This window comes from Gordonia sp. DT101, from assembly GCF_049844895.1.
GTDB lineage: Bacteria > Actinomycetota > Actinomycetes > Mycobacteriales > Mycobacteriaceae > Gordonia.
In genome coordinates, this window is record NZ_JBNCLX010000001.1 from 514757 (window position 1) to 532506 (window position 17750).

Here is a 17750-nt window from a genome sequence, read left to right on the forward strand (position 1 = left end):
CCGCGAGCCCGATGCGCGCCAGCACCGGTGTCGCCAACCATTGACACCATGATCACCGTCGAGAACCTCACCAAGAGATATGGCGAGCACACCGCTGTCGATGACGTGTCCTTCGCCTGTAGACCCGGTCAGGTCACCGGGTTCCTGGGACCGAACGGGGCCGGAAAATCCACCACCATGCGGATCATCGCCGGCTTGACGCCGGCCACCTCGGGCTCCGCGACCATTGGCGGCACGGCCTTTCGGGACATCCCCAACCCGGCGACCCAGGTGGGGGTGCTCCTCGACGCGTCGGCCCAACACGCCGGGCGCACCGGCGCCGAGATCCTGCGGTTGAGCGCGATGACGCTGGGCGTCTCGAAGTCACGCGTCACGGAGATGCTCGAGATGGTGAGTCTGACGCCCGACGAGGCCGACCGTCGCGTCCGCAACTACTCGCTGGGCATGCGTCAGCGCCTCGGGATCGCGAACGCGCTGCTGGGCGATCCGCACATCCTGATCCTCGACGAACCGGCGAACGGGCTCGATCCGGCAGGTATTCACTGGATGCGAACTCTGTTGCGGGACTATGCGAATCGTGGCGGAACGGTGTTGCTGTCGTCGCACCTGCTGCACGAGATCGAGATCATCGCCGACGAGATCCTGGTGATCGGGCACGGCCGGATCGTCGCCCAGGGCACCAAAGACGAGCTCCTCGCCGGAAACGGTGCCCGGGTCCGCTCACTCGATGACACCGCGCTCGCAGCGGCCCTGTCACGCGCCGACATCCATGCCCGACCGGCGGACGGGGGCGGGCTGACCACCGATGCCGCCCCCGAGGACGTGGGCCGGGTCGCCGCCGCCTCCGGGATCGTCCTGGTGGAGCTGCGGCCGGGCGACGGTGCGCAACTCGAAGAGATGTTCCTGCAGCTCACGCAAGGAACTCAACGCGAACAACCAGTCCTCCAGGGAGCACAGCCATGACCGTCCCCGTACAGAACGCGCCCGTCGACAACACGACTGCCGTCGATTGTCGAACGGCGTCGATCCCGTTGACCCGACTCACCGCCGTCGAACTACGCAAACTCGTCGACACCCGGGCCGGCTTCTGGCTAACCGCGTCGATCGGATTGATCTCGGTCGTCGTGGTGGTCGCGATGCTCATCGCCAACCACGACAAGCCCGGCGACCTGAACTTCGGTCAGTTCTTCGGCATGATGAACATCCCCACCGGGATCATCCTGCCGATCCTCGCAATCCTGCTGGTGACGGGCGAGTGGAGCCAGCGCACCGCGCTCACCACCTTCACCATGGAGCCGCGGCGCGAGCGCATCGTCACGGCCAAGCTCCTGGCCGCGCTGGTCGCCGGCATCGGCGCGGTGGTTCTGTCACTCGTCCTCGGAGCCGTCGGAAACGTGATCGCGGGCATCGCCTTCACCGATCCCGCGGGCGCCTGGTCGTTCACCGCAGCGGGGCTGGTCAACTCGTTCCTCCTGCAGATGTTCGGCCTGCTCCTCGGTTTCGCCTTCGCCGCACTGATCCTCAACACACCCGGCACGATCGTCGCCTACTTCGCACTGCCGACCGCACTGTCCCTGGTCACCGAGCTCGTGCCGTGGTTCAAGGACAATCTCGGCCAATGGATCGACACCACATCGACCAATGCGCCGTTCCAGTCCGGTGATTGGGCGACCGGCAGCGAATGGGCCCGGCTGATCGTCTCCGCAGTCGTCTGGATCGCCATCCCATTGACGCTGGGGGTGATCCGGGTACTGCGCTCCGAGGTCAAGTAGACCCGGGCGCGCGATGCGACCGGCGGGCCCACTCTCCCCGAGGCCCGCCGGTCGCACTCATCGCATCGAACTGCTCAGCCGAACAACCAGGCGTTCGGCGAGCAGACCACCGGGACCGGAACCCCGGGGCCGCCGGGCACGACGGGGATCTTCGCCGAGAATGCGTTGAGCACGATCGACACCGCGCGCAGCGAATAGCTCAGCGCGAGGTGATCGGAGGTGTCGATGCCACACCCGTCCTGCAAGGTGATGTTGCGGACGTCCGGACCGTTGAGGAAGGTCGACTGATACGGGGTGGTGACCTCGTCGTATTTGGTCCCGATGACCGTGTATTTCACCCCGGGCACCGTGTCACCACCGGCATTGAGCTTCTTCAGGAAGTCGGAGTCGTAGACCTGCTGGATTCCGGACACGCCCACTCCCAGCGCAATCGGTCCGAGCACATCGATTCCGGCATTGTTGATGACACGCCCCAGCGTGCCGATCCCGAGCAACGTCGTCCCATGGTTGGTCGCGCCCAACGTCACGAGGCGATCAACCTTGCCCGCGCCACCATTGAACTTCAGGTACTGCCGCGCCACCAGCCCGCCCTGTGAATGCCCGACCATGTTCACTTTCGAGGCGCCCGTCGCGGATCGCACCCGATCGACGAACGACGCCAGCTGCTCGGCGGACTGGGCGATGTCGCCGGTGCCGTAGGCGCCCGGGATCACGCTGCCGAGCCCGCCACCACCGCCGGCGCCCAGGATGCCGTAGTTCAGCGCGAAGACGCACATACCGGCGCGCTTCAGATAGGGCGAGAGGTAGGCCCAGTTGTCGTACGCATTTTCCCAGGTCCCGTGGACGAGGACGACCGGTGTTCGCCCGTCCGAAGCCTTGCAACTCCAGTCGTTCGCACCGGGCGGCGCGACGTCTGGATCGCGCAGTCCGTTGCCGAAGGCCTTCCAGAAGTCGTCCTCCTTCTTTCCGCTACCGGTCGGTACCTTCGACGTGCTCGAGCCACTGAGGATGACGTCGTCGGCCACCTGTTTCTTGAGACCCGACTTGATCGTGGCATCGAGATCATGCTGGGTGGCGGCCGATGCCGGGGCCGCGACCCCCCATCCCAGAGACACCACCGCGGCCACCGCGATCGCTCCCCCCACCAGCCGTCGGCGCCACCCCTGCGACGCAACCGATTGACGCATTCGCTCGCACTCCTTCTCGTAGTCGGTGACCGCGCGGTGTCCGGTGGCCCCCCGCCCCGGGACATGCGACCGCGATCACACCCATGCCGGAGCAAAGGTAAGCGCACGGTGTCCAAAAGTGAAGCAAAACATAAGTTTTGATATCGCTAACGGCGTATATCATTTGTGAACACCACGACCGACCGATCAATCGCTCAACATCGATGTATTGAATTGCGTAACAGCTCATTTCGGTCATCTCGCCGAAGTCATCCGACTGGGTCAAATGTTCAACTGAGTGTCCGTGCAGGTATCGAACTCACGCGGAGACAGGTCTGGCGCGGCGGCAGATTCGGCCCTAGCATCTGAACCCACGTGTTGCCCGGGGGGTCGGCACGCCGGCGGCCGGATGGCCGGCGGTGCAGCGTGCTCACAGGGGAGGAACGATCAATGCCGTATGGGCGCAGAGATTTTCGATGGGTTGCCATTCTGATCGCCGTCGGGCTGCTGGTCGGCGGGTGGATACACACCGACGCAACCGCATCGGCGGAGCCGGGCACCGTGTCGGCGGGTATCCGATCGGCACCGCCGGAGTGCCAGAATCCGGCGGCCGGGCTTGGGCCCGCCTGCGCACGTGGTCCCGCGACGGATGTGCCACTACTGCTGCGCATCAACCCGTTCGGCACCCGGATCATCGTGCTCGGCGCCGCCCTGAACCACGATGGATCAATGAAACCTGTTCTCCTCCAACGGCTCCGTGCCGCGCTCCCGCTGGCCCGAGAGGTCCCGCAAGCTCAGGTGATCACCACCGGAGGCCTACCCAGGCACGGACGGACCGAGGCCCAGGCGATGAAGGGCTGGCTGGTCGCCCACCACATCGCTCCGGCTCGGATCACCCCCGAGAACCGCTCGCGGACCACCATCGAGAATGCGCGCAATTGCGCCCGAATCCTGTCGGCAGGCGGTTCCACCGGCATCGTGCTCGTGACCAGCCCGAATCACATGACCCGGGCGACGAAGGACTTCCGTCAAGCGGTCGGATCTGCCATGCCCATCACCGGCGTCACCTCCCGGTGATCGTCAGCGTGACGGTCGGGCGCCCTCGGCCGTCCAGGCGAGCAACTGGTCGACAGGCCACGTGGTCACGATCCGGTCCGGCTCGATACCGAGACGCTCCGCTCGCTCCGCGCCGAGGGCCTTGAAGTCCAACTGCCCGGGCGCATGCGCGTCGGAATCGATCGCGAACAGGCAGCCGAGGTCACGCGCCAATTCGATGAGACCATCCGGCGGGTCGACCCGTTCCGGACGGGAGTTGATCTCCACCGCCGTGCCGTGATCGGCACACGCGGCGAACACCTTCGCGGCATCGAAGGCCGATTGCGGGCGCGCACCCCGACCCCCGGTCACCCGGCGGCCCGTACAGTGGCCGAGCACATCGACCCGTGGATCGGACACGGCCGCGACCATCCGTCGGGTCATCGGCGCCGCGTCCATCCTGAGTTTCGAGTGCACCGACGCGGTCACCACGTCGAGATGGTCGAGCAGTTCGTCGGTCTGGTCGAGTGACCCGTCGTCGAGGATGTCGACCTCGACGCCCGTAAGGATGTGGCAGCTCCCGCCCGAGCTCCGGTTCAGGTCGGCGATGTCGTCGATCTGGCGTCGGAGACGTTCGGGACTGAGCCCGTTGGCGACGGTCAGGCGCGGCGAATGGTCGGTGATCGTGAGCCACTCGTGACCCAGGGCGGTCGCCGCCCGCGCCATCTCGTCCAGGGGTGCGCCGCCGTCGCTCCAGTCGGTGTGGGCGTGAAGGTCGCCGCGGATTGCCCGGTAGAGGTCCTCGCCGCCACTCGCCAGTGATACCGGCGATTTCTCCTGCACGTCCGCCAGGTAGCCGGGTAGCTCACCGGCAACCGATTCGGCGATCACCGACGCCGTCGTCTTCCCGATCCCACCGATCGCGGTCAGGGTCCCGGCCGTCGCTCGCTCGGTCAATTCCTCTACACCTGCGCGTTTCGCGGCGCGCGCCGCCTTCCGAAACGCCTCCACCCGATACGTACTCTCCCGCCGGCGCTCCAACAGCCAGGCGATCCGCGTCAGTGCGACGACCGGGTCGACCGGGGCATCGATCGGGACGAACGATCTCATGTCCGATCGCCGGACTCCCCGCCTGCGCGAGCCTGCGCATCCGCGTAACGCTGATGCAGACGCTCCCGGACGTCATCGGCACTGTAGGCGTTGCGCCGACGCTGATCTCGGGCGACCAGCACCCCACCCGCAGCCACACCGACCGCGCCCGCCAGGCCGACCCACTTCCACGCGCTGTGCATGTGCTCGAGGATAGTGTCTGATCTACGCTGCACTCGTGCGCACAGGAAACGATCTCGGCGGCGGCCGTTCCGTCGTCGGCCTCGACGACGCGCTCGCCGCCACCCGCACGGGCGACATCTGGTTGTTCCGTGGCCGTTCCGGGCCCGACCGGGCCATCCGAGCCCTCACGAACGCTCCGGTCAACCACGTCGCCATGACCGTCGCCATCGATGACCTGCCGCCCCTGCTGTGGCACGCAGAACTCGGTGAAAGACTGACCGACGTCTGGACCGGCAGCACACATCGCGGTGTCCAACTCCACGACGGCCGCGAAGCGCTCGAGCAGTGGATGACCCGTTACGACCAGGACTGCTGGCTGCGGCAACTGACCCCGGACGTGACCACCGCGAAGGAGGACACGCTGCTGAAGGTGATCGCCCGCCTCGACGGCACCCCGTTCCCGGCGACCGCGCGTCTCGCCGGGCGATGGTTCCGGGGTCGGGTTCCCAACAGCGTCGATCTGGTCCGCGGCATCCCCTATCTGGATCGCGTCGCCCGCGACCGCCGGGCGAGACGACGCACGCGCAACCAGAGCCTGCAGGCCGCCTACTGCGCGGAGGTCGTCGCCATCACCTACGCCGAGATCGGTCTGCTGGATGCGGCCAAGGACTCCAACTGGTTCGACCCGGGACGATTCTGGAGTGGCGACCAGTTACCCCTCACTCCCGGTTACCGGCTCGGCGACGAGATCGCCGTGCAGCGCTGAGTCATTCGCCCGCTATCCCCTTCCCGTCAGAGGGTGGCCTCCACCTCTGCCCGACCGAGCGCGGGATCCGAGCCCACGTCACGGCGGGGCTCGGTGTGCGGCACGGTCGTTCCGTCGGCGACCCTCGCCCGGGCGGCGGTGAACTCCGGCGCTTCGCCCATCGTGGCGTGTAGCCCGTTCAGTGCCGCCCAGACCGCGCTGCGACGTGCGCGGCGTTCGATCGGATTGGGTGGACGATGCATCACCAACTGGGCAGCCCACTCCGGCATCGTGTCCCGGATCGCCCAATCGACCGCACCCTGAGCCGGATTCGTGAGATTCGGTCCGGTCGCGATCGCATTGCCATGTGTCAAGGCCAGTTTGGGCAGGTATGCGGCCAGGCACGCCAGGGTGTCGGCCTTGGTGGCGGGCAGGTCGGTGCCGCCGAGCGCGTGGCCGACACGGACGAATTCCCCGTAATAGCGGTCCAGTTCGGCACCGCGCAGGGGCGACGGGTGGTAGATCTCGTGTGCGGTGGCGATCCCCCAGACGACCGTGGCGTAGTTCCATCGCAGCCACGCCGGATCGTCCGCGTCGTAGGTGAGGCCGTCGGGTCTCGTGCCCTTGATGGTGTGGTGCATCGCGCGCACGGTGGTGGCGAGACGTTCGGCGGTCTCGGTGGACCCGTAGGCGGTACCGATGAAGAAGGCCACCGAGTGCCCCAGACGGACCGCCGCGCCGGTGGGGTCGATTCGTCCGGTCGGCTCACCGTCGTCGTCCTTCTGCACCAGACGCGAATGATGCACACCCATCCAGAAGATGCTCGGGTCGAGCCGCTCCAGATACGACGCGCATTGGAGACCGAAGATCAGCGCGGGCGTGTGTGCATGGACGTACCAGGTCGCGCTCTCCGGCCCGAACCATCCCGGGTCCCCGGTCGGCTCGGAGAACTCCATCCCGCGGAAGTACCTGGTCCGGATGTTCTTCTCGAACCGGTCGTTGAGCCACAGGCCGGCCAATTGATGCGGCAACGGAAACGGGAACGGAAGTGAACCCAGGGACATCGACATCGAACTCGCCCTCGCTGTCAGTTGTGGTTACAGACGTGACCAGAATATCGTCTGGGTACGGCTGTGACCAGACTTGATCGATTCTCGTCGGCAGACGTACGCTGATCCGATGTCCAGCCCCACCAGATGGGCCGGCGTCCCACTGACCGACCGCCGCACCGAACGGCGCGCGCTGCTGATCGACGCCGCCTTCACGGTGTTCGGCGCCTCGGGTGCGCCGGGTCTGTCGGTGCGATCGATCTGCCGTGAGTGCGGCCTCAACACGCGCTACTTCTACGAGAGCTTCGCCGGCACGGATGAGCTGCTCGGCGCCCTCTACGACGTGGTGGCACAGGAACTCGCGGCTGTGGTCGAGGAGGCCATGGCAGTGGCGGGGCCGTCGATCCGGGCCAGGACCACGGCCGGCATCCGGGCCGTTCTCGGATTCGGTTCCGACGATCCCCGACGCGGACGCATCCTGTTCACCGAGGGGCGATCGAATCCGGTGCTCGTCGCCCGACGGGCCGCGACCCAAGACCTGCTGATGGAGCTGGTTCTTACCGAAACTGTTGCTGCTCAAAGGCTTCCCGACGGTCTGACCAGCCGGGTCGGCGCCATCATGTACACCGGCGCAATGGCCGAGCTGGCCCAGCAGTGGCTTGCCGGCAACCTCGGCGACGATCTCGGCGCGGTCGTCGAGCAAGCGGCGTCCCTGGTGTTGCGCTGACCATGTTCCGGCGCGCCCCACAGAGGCCTTGACCGCCAGAGTTTCTCGGAATCAGCTGAGACGCCACGGTGAGAACTGACAGGAAACCCGAGGCTCATTTCTTCACGTTCTCTCATACAGCGACGGCATCGTGGTGTCGTGAACCAATCCCAGCCGACCGAGGGTGACGACAGCCCGGTCACCGAACCATTCACCCAGCAGAGTCCGCACCACCCGCCGAACACACACTGGGATGCCCCTCCGGCAAACGCGTATCCGCCACCTCCGGTGCCCGATCGCCCACGCAGCCTGGCCAGGCCGATCGTGGCGACCGCCGTGCTCGCGGGTCTCGTCGGAGGTGCCGTCGGGGTTGGCGGCAGTGCGCTGCTGAATCGTTCGGACGCGAGCCCGTCGGTCCCGTCACTCACCTCGCAGCCCGCGTCCGCGGCCAACGCCGCGGACGTGAAGCCCGGCTCGGTGACCTACGCCGCGCAGGTGGCCTCCAAGTCGGCTGCCGACATCAAGGTGAGCACCGGCCAGGGAACCGCTGTCGGCAGCGGGATCGTCCTCTCCCCCGACGGCTATGTGCTCACCAACAACCACGTCGTCGCGGCAGCCGGCAACGGCAGCACCATCCAGGTGACGACCAGCGACGACAAGACGCACACCGCCAAGGTCACCGGCACCTCCCCGTCCTATGACCTGGCGGTCATCAAGCTCGACAATGCATCGGGACTCTCCCCTGCCACGCTGGGCGATTCGAGCGGCCTGCAGGTCGGCGAGCAGGTCGTCGCGGTGGGCAGCCCCGAGAACCTGTCGAACACGGTCACCTCCGGCATCGTCAGCGCTCTGTCGCGCACCGTGACCGCCGGCGACGAGACCGGCTCCGGGCTCACCGTCTACAACGGCCTACAGACCGACACCGCCATCAATCCCGGCAATTCCGGTGGGCCGCTGGTGAACCTGAAGGGGCAGGTGGTGGGAGTGAACTCCGCCGTCGACACCGGTCAGAGTTCCAGTGGCGGAGTCCAGGCCTACGGACTCGGCTTCGCCATCCCGATCAACGCCGCCAAGCGCATCGCGAACGAACTACTGCAGGACGGCCACGCGACGAAACCTGTTCTGGGCGTGTCGGGTTCGCTGGCATCGGCCAACGGTAACCAAAACGTCGAGGGTGCCCAGATCTCGTCGGTGCAGTCGGGTGGCGCAGCCGCGGACGCCGGCCTCAAGGCAGGCGACGTGATCACCAAGATCGGCGACACCCCGATCAGCGACTACGCCGACCTGATGGCGCAGGTCCTGACCCACGCCCCCGGCGACACCGTGCCGGTCACCGTCGGGTCGGGCAACAACGCACGCACCGTGCAGGTGAAGCTCGGCAGCGCGGTCGACAAGGAACAGACGACCATTCCGGAATCCGGCGGCCAGGGTGGTCAATCCGGCGGCCAGGGTGGCTTCGGCAGCCAGGGCGGCGAGTCCGGCGGCCAGGGCGGCGAGTCCGGCGGATCAGGACTGCCCTTCGGCGGCAGCCCCTTCGGCATGGTGCCCTAGAGAACCCCGGGGAGCGGGACGGCTCCGTCGATCACCCGATCGACGGAGCCGTTTGCCTGTCCGGCAGACCTCTCATGTCGCATCGGACACACCGCCGCATCGACGGTCAGCTCACCGTGATGGCGTCGAGCCGCTCCTTGATGAAGTCCCCGGAGATCACCGGCGGACGGCCGGCGCGACGGCCCACCGGCGGTTCGAGCGGCGACACGATCGCGTCGTGATCGAGCTCGTAGAAAAAGATGAGCGACACCAGATCTTCCTCGGGCGCATCGGCTTGCGGCGGCAGGACACGATGCCGCCCCGCCGGCCACCGACCGCCCGACCAGTACTCGAGCAGATCGCCGATGTTGATCGTCAGTGCGGCCGGATCGAATGGTGCGTCCGCCCAGCCGGTTTCGTCGCTGTACACCTGGAGTCCACCGGCGCCCGGCTCTCGATCGAGCACCGTGACCGTGCCGAAGTCGGTATGCGGGCCGATCCGGAACTGGCCTGGTTCCGGATCTCCCACCACGGCCATCGGCGGGTAGTGGTTGATGTTCGACGTCCAGGTGGAATTGCCGGCCAGGCCCTGGAAGGGATTCTCCTCGCCCACGAGCCCGAGTGACGCCGACATGAGCGCCAGCAGATCGTCGGACAGCGCCTTCACCTGAGAAGTCCACTCGCTGAACAGCTCACGCAGGCACGGCACCTCGGCAGGCCACACGTCCGGGGCGAACCAGTAGTCGTCGACCTCCGGAACGCCCACCCGGGTCTGGGCGCCGGAGTTGTAGGTCTCCTTCAGGTCCGGCGGCGTCTCGGTACCCTCCGCATAGCCGTTGGCCTCCATCCCCGGCCCGATCCAGCCCCGGCCGCCGACTCCGACCGAGTACTGCTCCTTGATGTCCGCGGGCAACGCGAAGAACTGACGGGCGGCCGCCCGCAGCGTCGCCGGCAGATCGGGATCGATGCCGTGTCCGGTGACCAGGAGGAAGCCCGCCTTCTGCAGCGATTCGTCGACGGCCGCACAGACCTGGTCGGCCGCCGCTCCTCCGGCCCGCCACTGCGCGATGTCGACGGTGAGGATCGGGCTCGCGGTCATACGTTGTCTCCTGTCAGATCGGCTGTCGGAGAGTCGGCGACGCCGATGTCCTCGTTCCACAGGGTGGGGTTCGCAGCGATGAAGTCGGCCATCATCGCCGCACACCGGCCGTCGTCGACCACCGTCACCTCGACGCCGGTCTCCCGCAGCCAGTCCTCGCCGCCGGTGAAGGTGCGGTTCTCCCCGATCAACACCGCGCCGATCCCGAACTGACGGATCAGCCCACTGCAGTACCAGCAGGGCGCCAGGGTGGTGACCATGATCGTCGACGAATAGTCCCGCTGACGCCCCGCCGCGCGAAAGGCGTCGGTCTCACCGTGCACCGACGGGTCGCCGTCCTGGACCCGACGATTTCGCCCCTCGCCGAGGAGGGTGCCGTCCGCGGCGAAGAGGGCGGCTCCGATCGGGATACCCCCCTCCTCCAGACCGAGGCGCGCCTGTCGATGGGCGACGTCGAGCAGGACGGCCGGATCGAGTCCGGGCACAGCACCGGTGCGGCTTGTCATGCAGACGAGCCTGCTCCGGTACGACGTCGTGGACAACTGACAGTCCGTCGCCTCGCAAACAAGGACGGACGTGCATATCGTCGGACCATGCACTCTGCTCCCGCGGCTCTGCCGACCTTGAACGAGATTGTCGAGCGCCACCTGCACCGAGCCGACCCGCGGGTGCTCACCGCCCACGACCACCTCGACGTCCCGGTCGGTTGGGTGCACTCCAGCGAGATCTTCGAGATCGGCCCGCTGCTGTCCGGTGGTGAACTCCTGCTCACCACCGGCCTCGGGCTCGGCGGTCTGGACGCCGGCACGCGCCGGCACTACGTCCGCGACCTCGCCGAGCGCGGCGTCGCCGGGCTGGCATTCGAGGTCGGGCGGACCTTCGATGCGATTCCGGAGGAGATGGTGCGGGAGGGATCCGCGCGCCGCATACCGATCATCGAGCTGCGCCGGGTGCTGCCGTTCATCGAGGTGTGCCGGGAGGCGAACACCGCCATCGTGACCGGCGAGCTCGCCGGTCTACGCCTGCGCGCTCTGCTCGACGATGCCCTGCACGCGGATCTGTTGGCCCCCGGCGCAGTGGCACGGATGCTCGCCCACGTGTCCGAGGTGACCGGCCACCCGATCGCGCTGATCGGTTCCGGCGGAGCACTGCTCGCCGCCCACGGCGTCGACGACGATCGATCGGCCTGGCGGATGGTCGATGCCGCAGTGGCCTCCGCGGCGGTCATGGCGCGGGATCGCGAGATCGCCCGCCTGATTGCCGGAGCGGACTCGGCCGGCCACCCGCCACCCGTGGTGACCATGATGCTCGCGGCCGCGACCGGTCCGATCGCGGCAGCCCTGACCCGTTCCGGTACAAGGGGTTCCGCGGTGGGAACCCGACTCGTCGAGGAGATCGTCGGCGGGCGGCACGTCCGCCGAGCGGATCTCTTCGCACGTCTCGTGAGCTCCGGGGTCCCGGCCACCGACTCGACGCGACTCGTCACGGTGGCGGCCGAGGCGCCCGACCCGCGGATGGTCGAGGCGGCTATCGCACGCGCGGCGGCGGCCCTTCCCGGCCTGGTGCAGGCGACGATCGATGCCACCGTGTACGCCCTGGTGGCGGCGCCGGCCTCCGAGCACGGTGACGATCCGGTCCATCGCGTCACCGACGCACTCGTCCGCCTCGGCTCGCAGGACGGCCGGATCACCGCCGTGGTGGGCGACGCCCACCCGCTCGACGCCGCGAACCCGGGGGCCGAACTCTCCGCGGCCCTGGCCGCATCGCTGCACCGTTGCGCCGAAAGGCTGCCGATCGCCATGGGTTTGATGCGCGGCGGTGTCACCGACAAGCGGATCTTCACCGGCCGCGAGCTCGTGGCCGACAGTGCCGCGCGCGCTGCCCATCCCGAGATCCACGACGAGTTGCGACAACTCATCGCGCCCCTGATCGCCCACGATCAGAGCCAGTCCACCGATCTCGTCACCACCCTCGACGTCCATCTCCGTCACGGATGCAGTGCGACCCGCTCCGCGCAGGTCCTCCATCTGGGCAGGCAGAGTCTCTACCAACGACTCGACCGGATTCGAGGGCTCCTCGGTTTCGACCCGACCTCGCCGGCGACGTACACGTCGGTGCTGCTGGCCATCAGTGCATTCCGTTCACAGTCGCAGTCCCCGCCCGGGCGGCCGTGAGGACGGATCAGACGTATTCGTGCTGCGATCGCTCGACACGCTTGCGGGCCAGGATCAGGTACCCGACAAAGGCGATGACGAACCCGACGAACGCCCCGATGTCACCGAGCTCCGGCACAGCGCGGACGACGTATCCGACAAACCGCTCCTGATTGCAGAACAACAGCAGCGATGTCACCAGCCCGACCGCGAACGCGGCGACGCCACCCCAGTTGGTGTAGCGGGTGTCGTACAGCAGGTCGAGCGACGGCGGTTCGCGCCGGAGCAGCCGATCGGCGAAGACCACGCCGAGCCACGGGCCGATCCAGTACGCGACCAGCAGCAGGAACGCCTCGTAGGAGGCGGCGGCGTCGGCCAGCGCCCACCAGGCGACCAGGAAGCCGACGATGCCGAAGAACACTGTCACCAGGGCTCGCTGGATCCCGATCGGCAGCCGGAAGCCCATCGTCACGAAAGCCATTGCGCCCGAGTAGACGTTGATGGCGTTCGCCGCGACGGCGCCGACGGCGATCGCCAGCAGCGTGAGGTCGGCGACGACGGACGGGAGATTCGCCGTGAACGCCTCCGTCGGATTGTCGGAGGTGGGCGCGCCGATGGTCACCGACGCCGCTCCGACGACCATCAGGAACGTGCACGAGATGTACAAGCCCGCGGAGGCGAACAGTCCGGTCTGCAGCTTGGACACGGTGGGCGGCAGGTACCGCGTGTAGTCGGCGGCATAGGGCGTCCAGCCCGCGGTGTAGCCGAAGGCCGCGCCGACGGTCAGCAGGAAGCCGCCGAGCGAGAACCCGCCGTCGGCCGAGGCGGCCGAGACGTCGGACTTGCTGAAGATGATCACCGCACCGATCAGGAAGACCACGGCCAGCACCGGCGCGGCCACCCGCTCGAATCGCTGCACGAGGTTGTGGCCGAAGAAGGCGAACGCGGTCTGTGCGATCACGATGATCACCAGACCGAGCAGCGGCGTGAGTCCGAAGAGCGTCGACAGCGCGAAGGCACCGCTCACGCTGTTGGTGGCGAACCAGCCGACACCGCACATGATCGCCATGAACGTCGCGGGCAGGACGTTGCCGCGATGGCCGAACGCGAGGCGACCCAGCACCATCTGAGGTACCCCGTGCAACGGCCCTTCCGCCGACAACAAGAAGTGGGCGACCGCGCCGAGAAGGTTGCCGATCGCCATCGCCGCGACGGCCTGCCAGAACGACAGACCGAAGTACAGCACGGAGATCACGCCGACGAAGATCGTCGCGAACTCGAGATTGGGCGCGGTCCAGGTCCAGAACAGCCCGCGCGGCGAACCGTGCCGCGCGTCGAGCGGGATCGGCTCGTTGCCGCCCGGCTCGACCGCGAGAACCTTCTTGCCGTAGCCGGTCTGTGGTGCGACGGCGGCCGCGTCGGGGTGTTCAGGGGGTGCGCCGAGGGTCATGGCGCAACTCTGCTGCCTCGGACCGACGTCGGCAACTGACGGACTGTCCGCTGCCGACGGCACGGAACGACACAGATCGACGCCCCGGAGCCCGGACTACTTGATGCCGATCATTCCGTCGAAGACGAAGGGGGTCATCGCCGGTCGGCAGCCGTCGAATGACGACGTCGCCATCGGTCCCATGATGCCCACGTGGCTCGGGGCGCCCGACACCCCCTTACGCACGGTGATCTGGACGGCGGCCGCACCGCGCGCCGCGGCCGGCAGTACGTCGGGGGTGGTCGCGGTGATCGGATAGATCAACGACGCCGTGTTCCCAGCGGTGTAGAGACAGGTGATGGGTCCACGGACCTGGGTCGGGGTGGGATTCATCCCGTCCAGCACGGTTGCCCGATAGGTGCCCATCGTCTTCCCATCCGCGGTACGGGCGCCGATCGCCTCGATCCTCAGCAGGTGCACGCCCGGGGCGACCGCCATGTCACCCGACACAACCAGCGCAGCGGGTTTCTCGGCCGTCATCGGCGCAGCGGACACCGCTGGTGCGGTCACCAACGCGGTCGCTCCGAGAACGGCAGTCGCCGCGACGACCAGGGTTCGACGAATTGTCGGATGACTCATCATTCCTCCTCGTGGAATTGAGACCCGACCTGGGATCGAGGCTAATCCGCGGAACCGGCCGCGGCGACACCCCTCTCTCAGCGCAATTTCAGCTTGCCCCCGACCGTCGCCCGACGAGTTTCGAGATGTGCTCTCTCGGCGGGATCGGTGGTGAGGGCGATCGCCTTGTCAAAGGCTGCGGTCGAGGCGTCATCGCGACCGAGCCGGTCCAGCAGGTGCGCTCGTGTGACCCATGCCGGCTGGAACCGATCCGTGTCGGCCACCTCGTCGAGCCGCCCCAGAGCGACTGCGGCGCCGTCGGTCTCGGCCACCACCGCCACGAGCGCCACTGCGCCTGCCAATGTCGGCGACAGTGTCTGCAGCGCCTCGTGGAGTCGGCGCAGGGTGAGCCAATCGGGCACAGCACCCGGCCGGCGGGCGCAGTGGACGGCACCGATGGCGGCCTCGAGCTGAAATCGACCGACCTGGCCGAGACCGTGTGCGGTGCGCTGGTGAGCGTGCGCGCGTGCGATGAGGTCGGCATCCCAGAGCCCCGGATTCTGTTCGGCGAGCGGCACGAACCGCCCGTCGTCATCGGTCCGGGCGGGTAGTCGGGCACTCGAGAGTTCCATCAGCGCGACGAGACCGTGCGCCTCGGCGCTCGTGGCGGCGACCTCGGCCACCACCTCGCCGAGTCCGAGCAGCAGGGCCCGACGCTCGCGCGCCAGGGCCGGCCATTCGATCGTGTAGGCGGCGTAGATCGCCTCGAGGACAGGTGCGAGGCGGTCGGTCAGCTCGTCCACCGCGGGAACCTCGAACGGCAACCCGAGATCGCCGATACGCCGTTTGGCGCGTACCAGGCGAGCGGCCATCGTGGTGGCGGGAATCGCGAACGCGTGGCCGATCCGGGCGGCCGGGTAGCCGAGCACCGTGTTGAGCATCAGAGGCGCGTGGACGGCCGCGCTGATCTCGGGGTGAGCACACACCAGGAGCAGCTCGAGACGCCGGTCCCGGAATGGTGACACCCAACCGTCCGGGCCGTCGGCACTGCTCGGTGCCGAATCGAGTGACACCGCGTCGAGGGGAACCGAGGTCCGTGCCGCCGCCGAACGCCAGCGGTCGCGTTGACGATTGCGGGCGACGGTGAGGAGCCAACCATCCGGATCGCGTGGCACGCCGTCGGCCGGCCACCGGATCAGGGCCCGTTCGAATGCGTCACCGAGTGCGTCTTCGGCTCCCGCGACGTCATGTGTGGCGGCGGCCAGCACCGCGAGAAGGCGGCCATAAGATCCTCGTGCCGCCCGCTCGGCGTGCGCCCGCGCCTCGGCCATTGCACTCGCCGAGGGCGGGGCGCCGTCAGTCCGACCAGACACCGTCGACACAGGACAAGACGGACCGCCTGACCTCCACGACCGCGTATTGCGTGGCGGGCATCTTCTCGGTCCACGCCAGTGCGGCGTCGTGATCAGGCACGTCGATGACAAACACGCCGGCGAGCGCCTCCCTGGTCTCGGCGAACGGCCCCTCCTGGACCCGGAGATCCCCGTCGCGCCGGGTCACCGTCTGCGTGGCGGTGGGCGAGGCGAGGATCTCGGCGGCCACCAGCACGCCGGCCGCGTACAACGCGTCGGTGTAGGCGCGTATCAACGACTTCATCTCGTCGATGGCCTCAGCCGTGACCTCACCCGGAGCGGGCTCGGCGTTGTTGATCAGCAATGCGTAGCGCATGGTGTCCTCCTGTGTCTCAGTGTGGCCCGTTGTCGGCGCCACATCAGGAGGACGAACCAGATGCGCCGAAATCGACACCACCTACCAGCGGTAGTCGAGGAACTTGCCGTCGAACGTGATCACCACCCGATCCCCGTCGGGATCGGCACGCCGGGAGAAATCGACCTTGAAGTTGATCGCGCTCATGATCCCGTCGCCAAATTCTTCGTGGATCAGCTCCTTGAGCGCCGGTCCGTAGACGGCGAGCGCCTCGTGGAAGCGGTAGATGGTCGGGTCGGTGGCGACCGACTCGTCGGCGATCCGGGTCGGCTGGCGCACCAGACTCTCGATCACCCCCTCACCGAGGCCGAGGAGTTCGCAGACGATGGTCGCCTTGTCCACCGGCACCGGATGCTGCCCGAGGAGGGCGGCCACCGTCCAGACGAGCGGAGCGTCGATCCGCTCGGCGATGTCGGGCCAGGACAGCCCCTGACGGACCCGGGCGGCGACGATCAGTTCTGCGGCATCGGACTTCGGCATGATCGGAGTGGTCATCGGAGCTCCTCGACGATTCGGATGGACCGTACTACTTTGCCCGCATCGGTTCCGGGGTGTCCATCGGAACCGGCGAGGGCGTCCCGCACGATCGTGACCGGATCAGTGCGACAGGACAGCCTTCAAGAACGTCTTCGTGCGCTCTTCCTGCGGGTCGGTGAAGATGGCCTCGGGCGAACCCGCCTCCACGATCTTGCCCGCGTCGAAGACCAGGACCCGATCGGCCACGTCGCGGGCAAACCCCATCTCATGGGTGACGATCAGCATGGTGATGTCGGTGGACTCCGCGATCGCACGGAGAACGCCGAGGACATCGGCCACGAGTTCCGGGTCGAGCGCGGAGGTCACCTCGTCGAGGAGCAGGATGTCGGGGTCCATCGCCAGTGCCCGCGCAATTGCGACGCGCTGCTGCTGTCCGCCGGAGAGCGTGGTCGGGTGGGCGTCTTCCTTGTCCTGCAGGCCAACCGTCTTCAACAGCTCGCGGGCCCGGGAAGTGGCCTCTCCTTTGCTGTTCCCGAGCACGTGGATCGGCGCCTCGGTGATGTTCTGCAGCACAGTCATGTTCGGGAACAGATTGAATTGCTGAAAGACCATCCCGATCTTCGACCGGGCAGCTCGCTGATGCTTGGGCGTCGCCTTCACCAGCTTGTCGCCCTTGTACTGATGCGTGAGCGGCTCGCCCTCGACCCAGATCACCCCGCCATTGCACGGTTCGAGCGTCATCAGGAGGCGCAGGATCGTCGTCTTGCCCGAACCGCTCGGGCCGATCAATGCGACGCGCTCACCGCGCTGCACCGTGAAGTCGAGATGATCGAGCACGACGTGATCACCGAACTTCTTGACCACCTGGTCGAATACCACCATCGCCCCGTCGTCCCCCGACCGCGGCCCGGTCGTCGGGGGTGATGGTTGCT

The 17750-nt window shown here is 67.6% G+C and carries 19 protein-coding genes; 7 read left to right on the top strand and 12 right to left on the bottom strand.

The features are described 5' to 3' along the window. Positions 1-48: 48 nt before the first annotated feature. Together ACLQ3I_RS02520 and ACLQ3I_RS02525 are read left to right on the top strand one after the other, a co-directional pair. Complete coding sequence (locus tag ACLQ3I_RS02520) at positions 49-963, top strand: ABC transporter ATP-binding protein (protein WP_425791303.1); 915 nt, start codon at positions 49-51, stop codon at positions 961-963. Continuing rightward, the gene (locus tag ACLQ3I_RS02525; protein ID WP_425791301.1) at positions 960-1772 is read left to right on the top strand and encodes an ABC transporter permease; all 813 of its coding nucleotides are present in this window, start codon (positions 960-962) and stop codon (positions 1770-1772) included. Before ACLQ3I_RS02520 ends, ACLQ3I_RS02525 begins: the two co-directional genes overlap by 4 nt. A 74-nt stretch (positions 1773-1846) precedes the next feature. On the opposite strand, the gene ACLQ3I_RS02530 is transcribed toward ACLQ3I_RS02525, so the two are convergent. Further along, positions 1847-2959, bottom strand: coding sequence for an esterase/lipase family protein (locus ACLQ3I_RS02530; RefSeq protein WP_425791299.1), 1113 nt, complete (start codon positions 2957-2959; stop codon positions 1847-1849). Between the two features lie 429 nt (positions 2960-3388). Here ACLQ3I_RS02530 and ACLQ3I_RS02535 point away from each other — a divergent pair, with 429 nt between their 5' ends. Further along, entirely contained in the window at positions 3389-4015 is a 627-nt protein-coding gene (locus ACLQ3I_RS02535) for a YdcF family protein (RefSeq protein WP_425791297.1), read from the top strand. A gap of 3 nt (positions 4016-4018) precedes the next feature. Here ACLQ3I_RS02535 and ACLQ3I_RS02540 read toward each other — a convergent pair whose 3' ends face one another. Next, positions 4019-5083 (bottom strand): PHP domain-containing protein, encoded by a 1065-nt coding sequence (locus ACLQ3I_RS02540; protein ID WP_425800014.1) that lies wholly within the window; start codon positions 5081-5083, stop codon positions 4019-4021. Further along, on the bottom strand, positions 5080-5265 hold the full coding sequence (locus ACLQ3I_RS02545; RefSeq protein ID WP_425791293.1) for a hypothetical protein: 186 nt from the start codon (positions 5263-5265) through the stop codon (positions 5080-5082). Before ACLQ3I_RS02545 ends, ACLQ3I_RS02540 begins: the two co-directional genes overlap by 4 nt. Before the next feature lie 35 nt (positions 5266-5300). On the opposite strand from ACLQ3I_RS02545, the gene ACLQ3I_RS02550 reads away from it, so the two are divergent. Next, on the top strand, positions 5301-6011 hold the full coding sequence (locus ACLQ3I_RS02550) for a guanylate cyclase (RefSeq protein WP_425800015.1): 711 nt from the start codon (positions 5301-5303) through the stop codon (positions 6009-6011). A gap of 26 nt (positions 6012-6037) precedes the next feature. On the opposite strand, the gene ACLQ3I_RS02555 is transcribed toward ACLQ3I_RS02550, so the two are convergent. Beyond that, positions 6038-7060: an oxygenase MpaB family protein gene (locus ACLQ3I_RS02555; RefSeq protein ID WP_425791289.1), complete on the bottom strand. Its 1023-nt coding sequence runs from the start codon at positions 7058-7060 to the stop codon at positions 6038-6040. Positions 7061-7169: 109 nt separating this feature from the next. Between ACLQ3I_RS02555 and ACLQ3I_RS02560 the strand changes: the two genes are divergently transcribed. Together ACLQ3I_RS02560 and ACLQ3I_RS02565 are read left to right on the top strand one after the other, a co-directional pair. Continuing rightward, the gene (locus tag ACLQ3I_RS02560) at positions 7170-7766 is read left to right on the top strand and encodes a TetR/AcrR family transcriptional regulator (RefSeq protein WP_425791287.1); all 597 of its coding nucleotides are present in this window, start codon (positions 7170-7172) and stop codon (positions 7764-7766) included. A 138-nt stretch (positions 7767-7904) separates the two neighbouring features. After that, positions 7905-9296 carry a S1C family serine protease gene (locus ACLQ3I_RS02565; RefSeq protein WP_425791285.1) on the top strand — a complete coding sequence of 464 codons (1392 nt, stop codon included), beginning with the start codon at positions 7905-7907 and terminating at the stop codon, positions 9294-9296. 106 nt (positions 9297-9402) lie between these two features. Here ACLQ3I_RS02565 and ACLQ3I_RS02570 read toward each other — a convergent pair whose 3' ends face one another. Together ACLQ3I_RS02570 and ACLQ3I_RS02575 are read right to left on the bottom strand one after the other, a co-directional pair. Continuing rightward, complete coding sequence (locus ACLQ3I_RS02570; protein WP_425791283.1) at positions 9403-10374, bottom strand: isopenicillin N synthase family dioxygenase; 972 nt, start codon at positions 10372-10374, stop codon at positions 9403-9405. Next, positions 10371-10880 (bottom strand): nucleoside deaminase, encoded by a 510-nt coding sequence (locus tag ACLQ3I_RS02575; RefSeq protein ID WP_425791282.1) that lies wholly within the window; start codon positions 10878-10880, stop codon positions 10371-10373. Before ACLQ3I_RS02575 ends, ACLQ3I_RS02570 begins: the two co-directional genes overlap by 4 nt. A gap of 87 nt (positions 10881-10967) precedes the next feature. Here ACLQ3I_RS02575 and ACLQ3I_RS02580 point away from each other — a divergent pair, with 87 nt between their 5' ends. Next, complete coding sequence (locus tag ACLQ3I_RS02580) at positions 10968-12548, top strand: PucR family transcriptional regulator (RefSeq protein ID WP_425791280.1); 1581 nt, start codon at positions 10968-10970, stop codon at positions 12546-12548. 7 nt (positions 12549-12555) lie between these two features. Here ACLQ3I_RS02580 and ACLQ3I_RS02585 read toward each other — a convergent pair whose 3' ends face one another. From ACLQ3I_RS02585 to ehuA, 6 genes are all read right to left on the bottom strand, one after another. Then, on the bottom strand, positions 12556-13977 hold the full coding sequence (locus ACLQ3I_RS02585) for a purine-cytosine permease family protein (RefSeq protein WP_425791278.1): 1422 nt from the start codon (positions 13975-13977) through the stop codon (positions 12556-12558). Positions 13978-14073: 96 nt separating this feature from the next. After that, positions 14074-14598 carry a hypothetical protein gene (locus ACLQ3I_RS02590; RefSeq protein WP_425800016.1) on the bottom strand — a complete coding sequence of 175 codons (525 nt, stop codon included), beginning with the start codon at positions 14596-14598 and terminating at the stop codon, positions 14074-14076. Between the two features lie 74 nt (positions 14599-14672). Beyond that, positions 14673-15905: an RNA polymerase sigma factor gene (locus tag ACLQ3I_RS02595; RefSeq protein ID WP_425800698.1), complete on the bottom strand. Its 1233-nt coding sequence runs from the start codon at positions 15903-15905 to the stop codon at positions 14673-14675. 25 nt (positions 15906-15930) lie between these two features. After that, a complete protein-coding gene (locus tag ACLQ3I_RS02600) occupies positions 15931-16302 on the bottom strand; it encodes a YciI family protein (protein ID WP_425791272.1) in 372 nt (123 codons plus the stop codon). 81 nt (positions 16303-16383) lie between these two features. Continuing rightward, a complete protein-coding gene (gene cynS, locus ACLQ3I_RS02605; RefSeq protein WP_425791270.1) occupies positions 16384-16836 on the bottom strand; it encodes a cyanase in 453 nt (150 codons plus the stop codon). 102 nt (positions 16837-16938) lie between these two features. Next, complete coding sequence (ehuA, locus tag ACLQ3I_RS02610) at positions 16939-17700, bottom strand: ectoine/hydroxyectoine ABC transporter ATP-binding protein EhuA (protein ID WP_425800017.1); 762 nt, start codon at positions 17698-17700, stop codon at positions 16939-16941. Positions 17701-17750 lie beyond the last annotated feature (50 nt).

Coding starts and splice junctions, on each gene's coding strand:
- ACLQ3I_RS02520 (WP_425791303.1), top strand. CDS start 49: ATGATCACCGTCGAGAACCTCACCAAGAGATATGGCGAGCACACCGCT.
- ACLQ3I_RS02525 (WP_425791301.1), top strand. CDS start 960: ATGACCGTCCCCGTACAGAACGCGCCCGTCGACAACACGACTGCCGTC.
- ACLQ3I_RS02530 (WP_425791299.1), bottom strand. CDS start 2,959: ATGCGTCAATCGGTTGCGTCGCAGGGGTGGCGCCGACGGCTGGTGGGG.
- ACLQ3I_RS02535 (WP_425791297.1), top strand. CDS start 3,389: ATGCCGTATGGGCGCAGAGATTTTCGATGGGTTGCCATTCTGATCGCC.
- ACLQ3I_RS02540 (WP_425800014.1), bottom strand. CDS start 5,083: ATGAGATCGTTCGTCCCGATCGATGCCCCGGTCGACCCGGTCGTCGCA.
- ACLQ3I_RS02545 (WP_425791293.1), bottom strand. CDS start 5,265: ATGCACAGCGCGTGGAAGTGGGTCGGCCTGGCGGGCGCGGTCGGTGTG.
- ACLQ3I_RS02555 (WP_425791289.1), bottom strand. CDS start 7,060: ATGTCGATGTCCCTGGGTTCACTTCCGTTCCCGTTTCCGTTGCCGCAT.
- ACLQ3I_RS02560 (WP_425791287.1), top strand. CDS start 7,170: ATGTCCAGCCCCACCAGATGGGCCGGCGTCCCACTGACCGACCGCCGC.
- ACLQ3I_RS02570 (WP_425791283.1), bottom strand. CDS start 10,374: ATGACCGCGAGCCCGATCCTCACCGTCGACATCGCGCAGTGGCGGGCC.
- ACLQ3I_RS02575 (WP_425791282.1), bottom strand. CDS start 10,880: ATGACAAGCCGCACCGGTGCTGTGCCCGGACTCGATCCGGCCGTCCTG.
- ACLQ3I_RS02580 (WP_425791280.1), top strand. CDS start 10,968: ATGCACTCTGCTCCCGCGGCTCTGCCGACCTTGAACGAGATTGTCGAG.
- ACLQ3I_RS02585 (WP_425791278.1), bottom strand. CDS start 13,977: ATGACCCTCGGCGCACCCCCTGAACACCCCGACGCGGCCGCCGTCGCA.
- ACLQ3I_RS02590 (WP_425800016.1), bottom strand. CDS start 14,598: ATGATGAGTCATCCGACAATTCGTCGAACCCTGGTCGTCGCGGCGACT.
- ACLQ3I_RS02595 (WP_425800698.1), bottom strand. CDS start 15,905: ATGGCCGAGGCGCGGGCGCACGCCGAGCGGGCGGCACGAGGATCTTAT.
- ACLQ3I_RS02600 (WP_425791272.1), bottom strand. CDS start 16,302: ATGCGCTACGCATTGCTGATCAACAACGCCGAGCCCGCTCCGGGTGAG.
- cynS (WP_425791270.1), bottom strand. CDS start 16,836: ATGACCACTCCGATCATGCCGAAGTCCGATGCCGCAGAACTGATCGTC.
- ehuA (WP_425800017.1), bottom strand. CDS start 17,700: ATGGTGGTATTCGACCAGGTGGTCAAGAAGTTCGGTGATCACGTCGTG.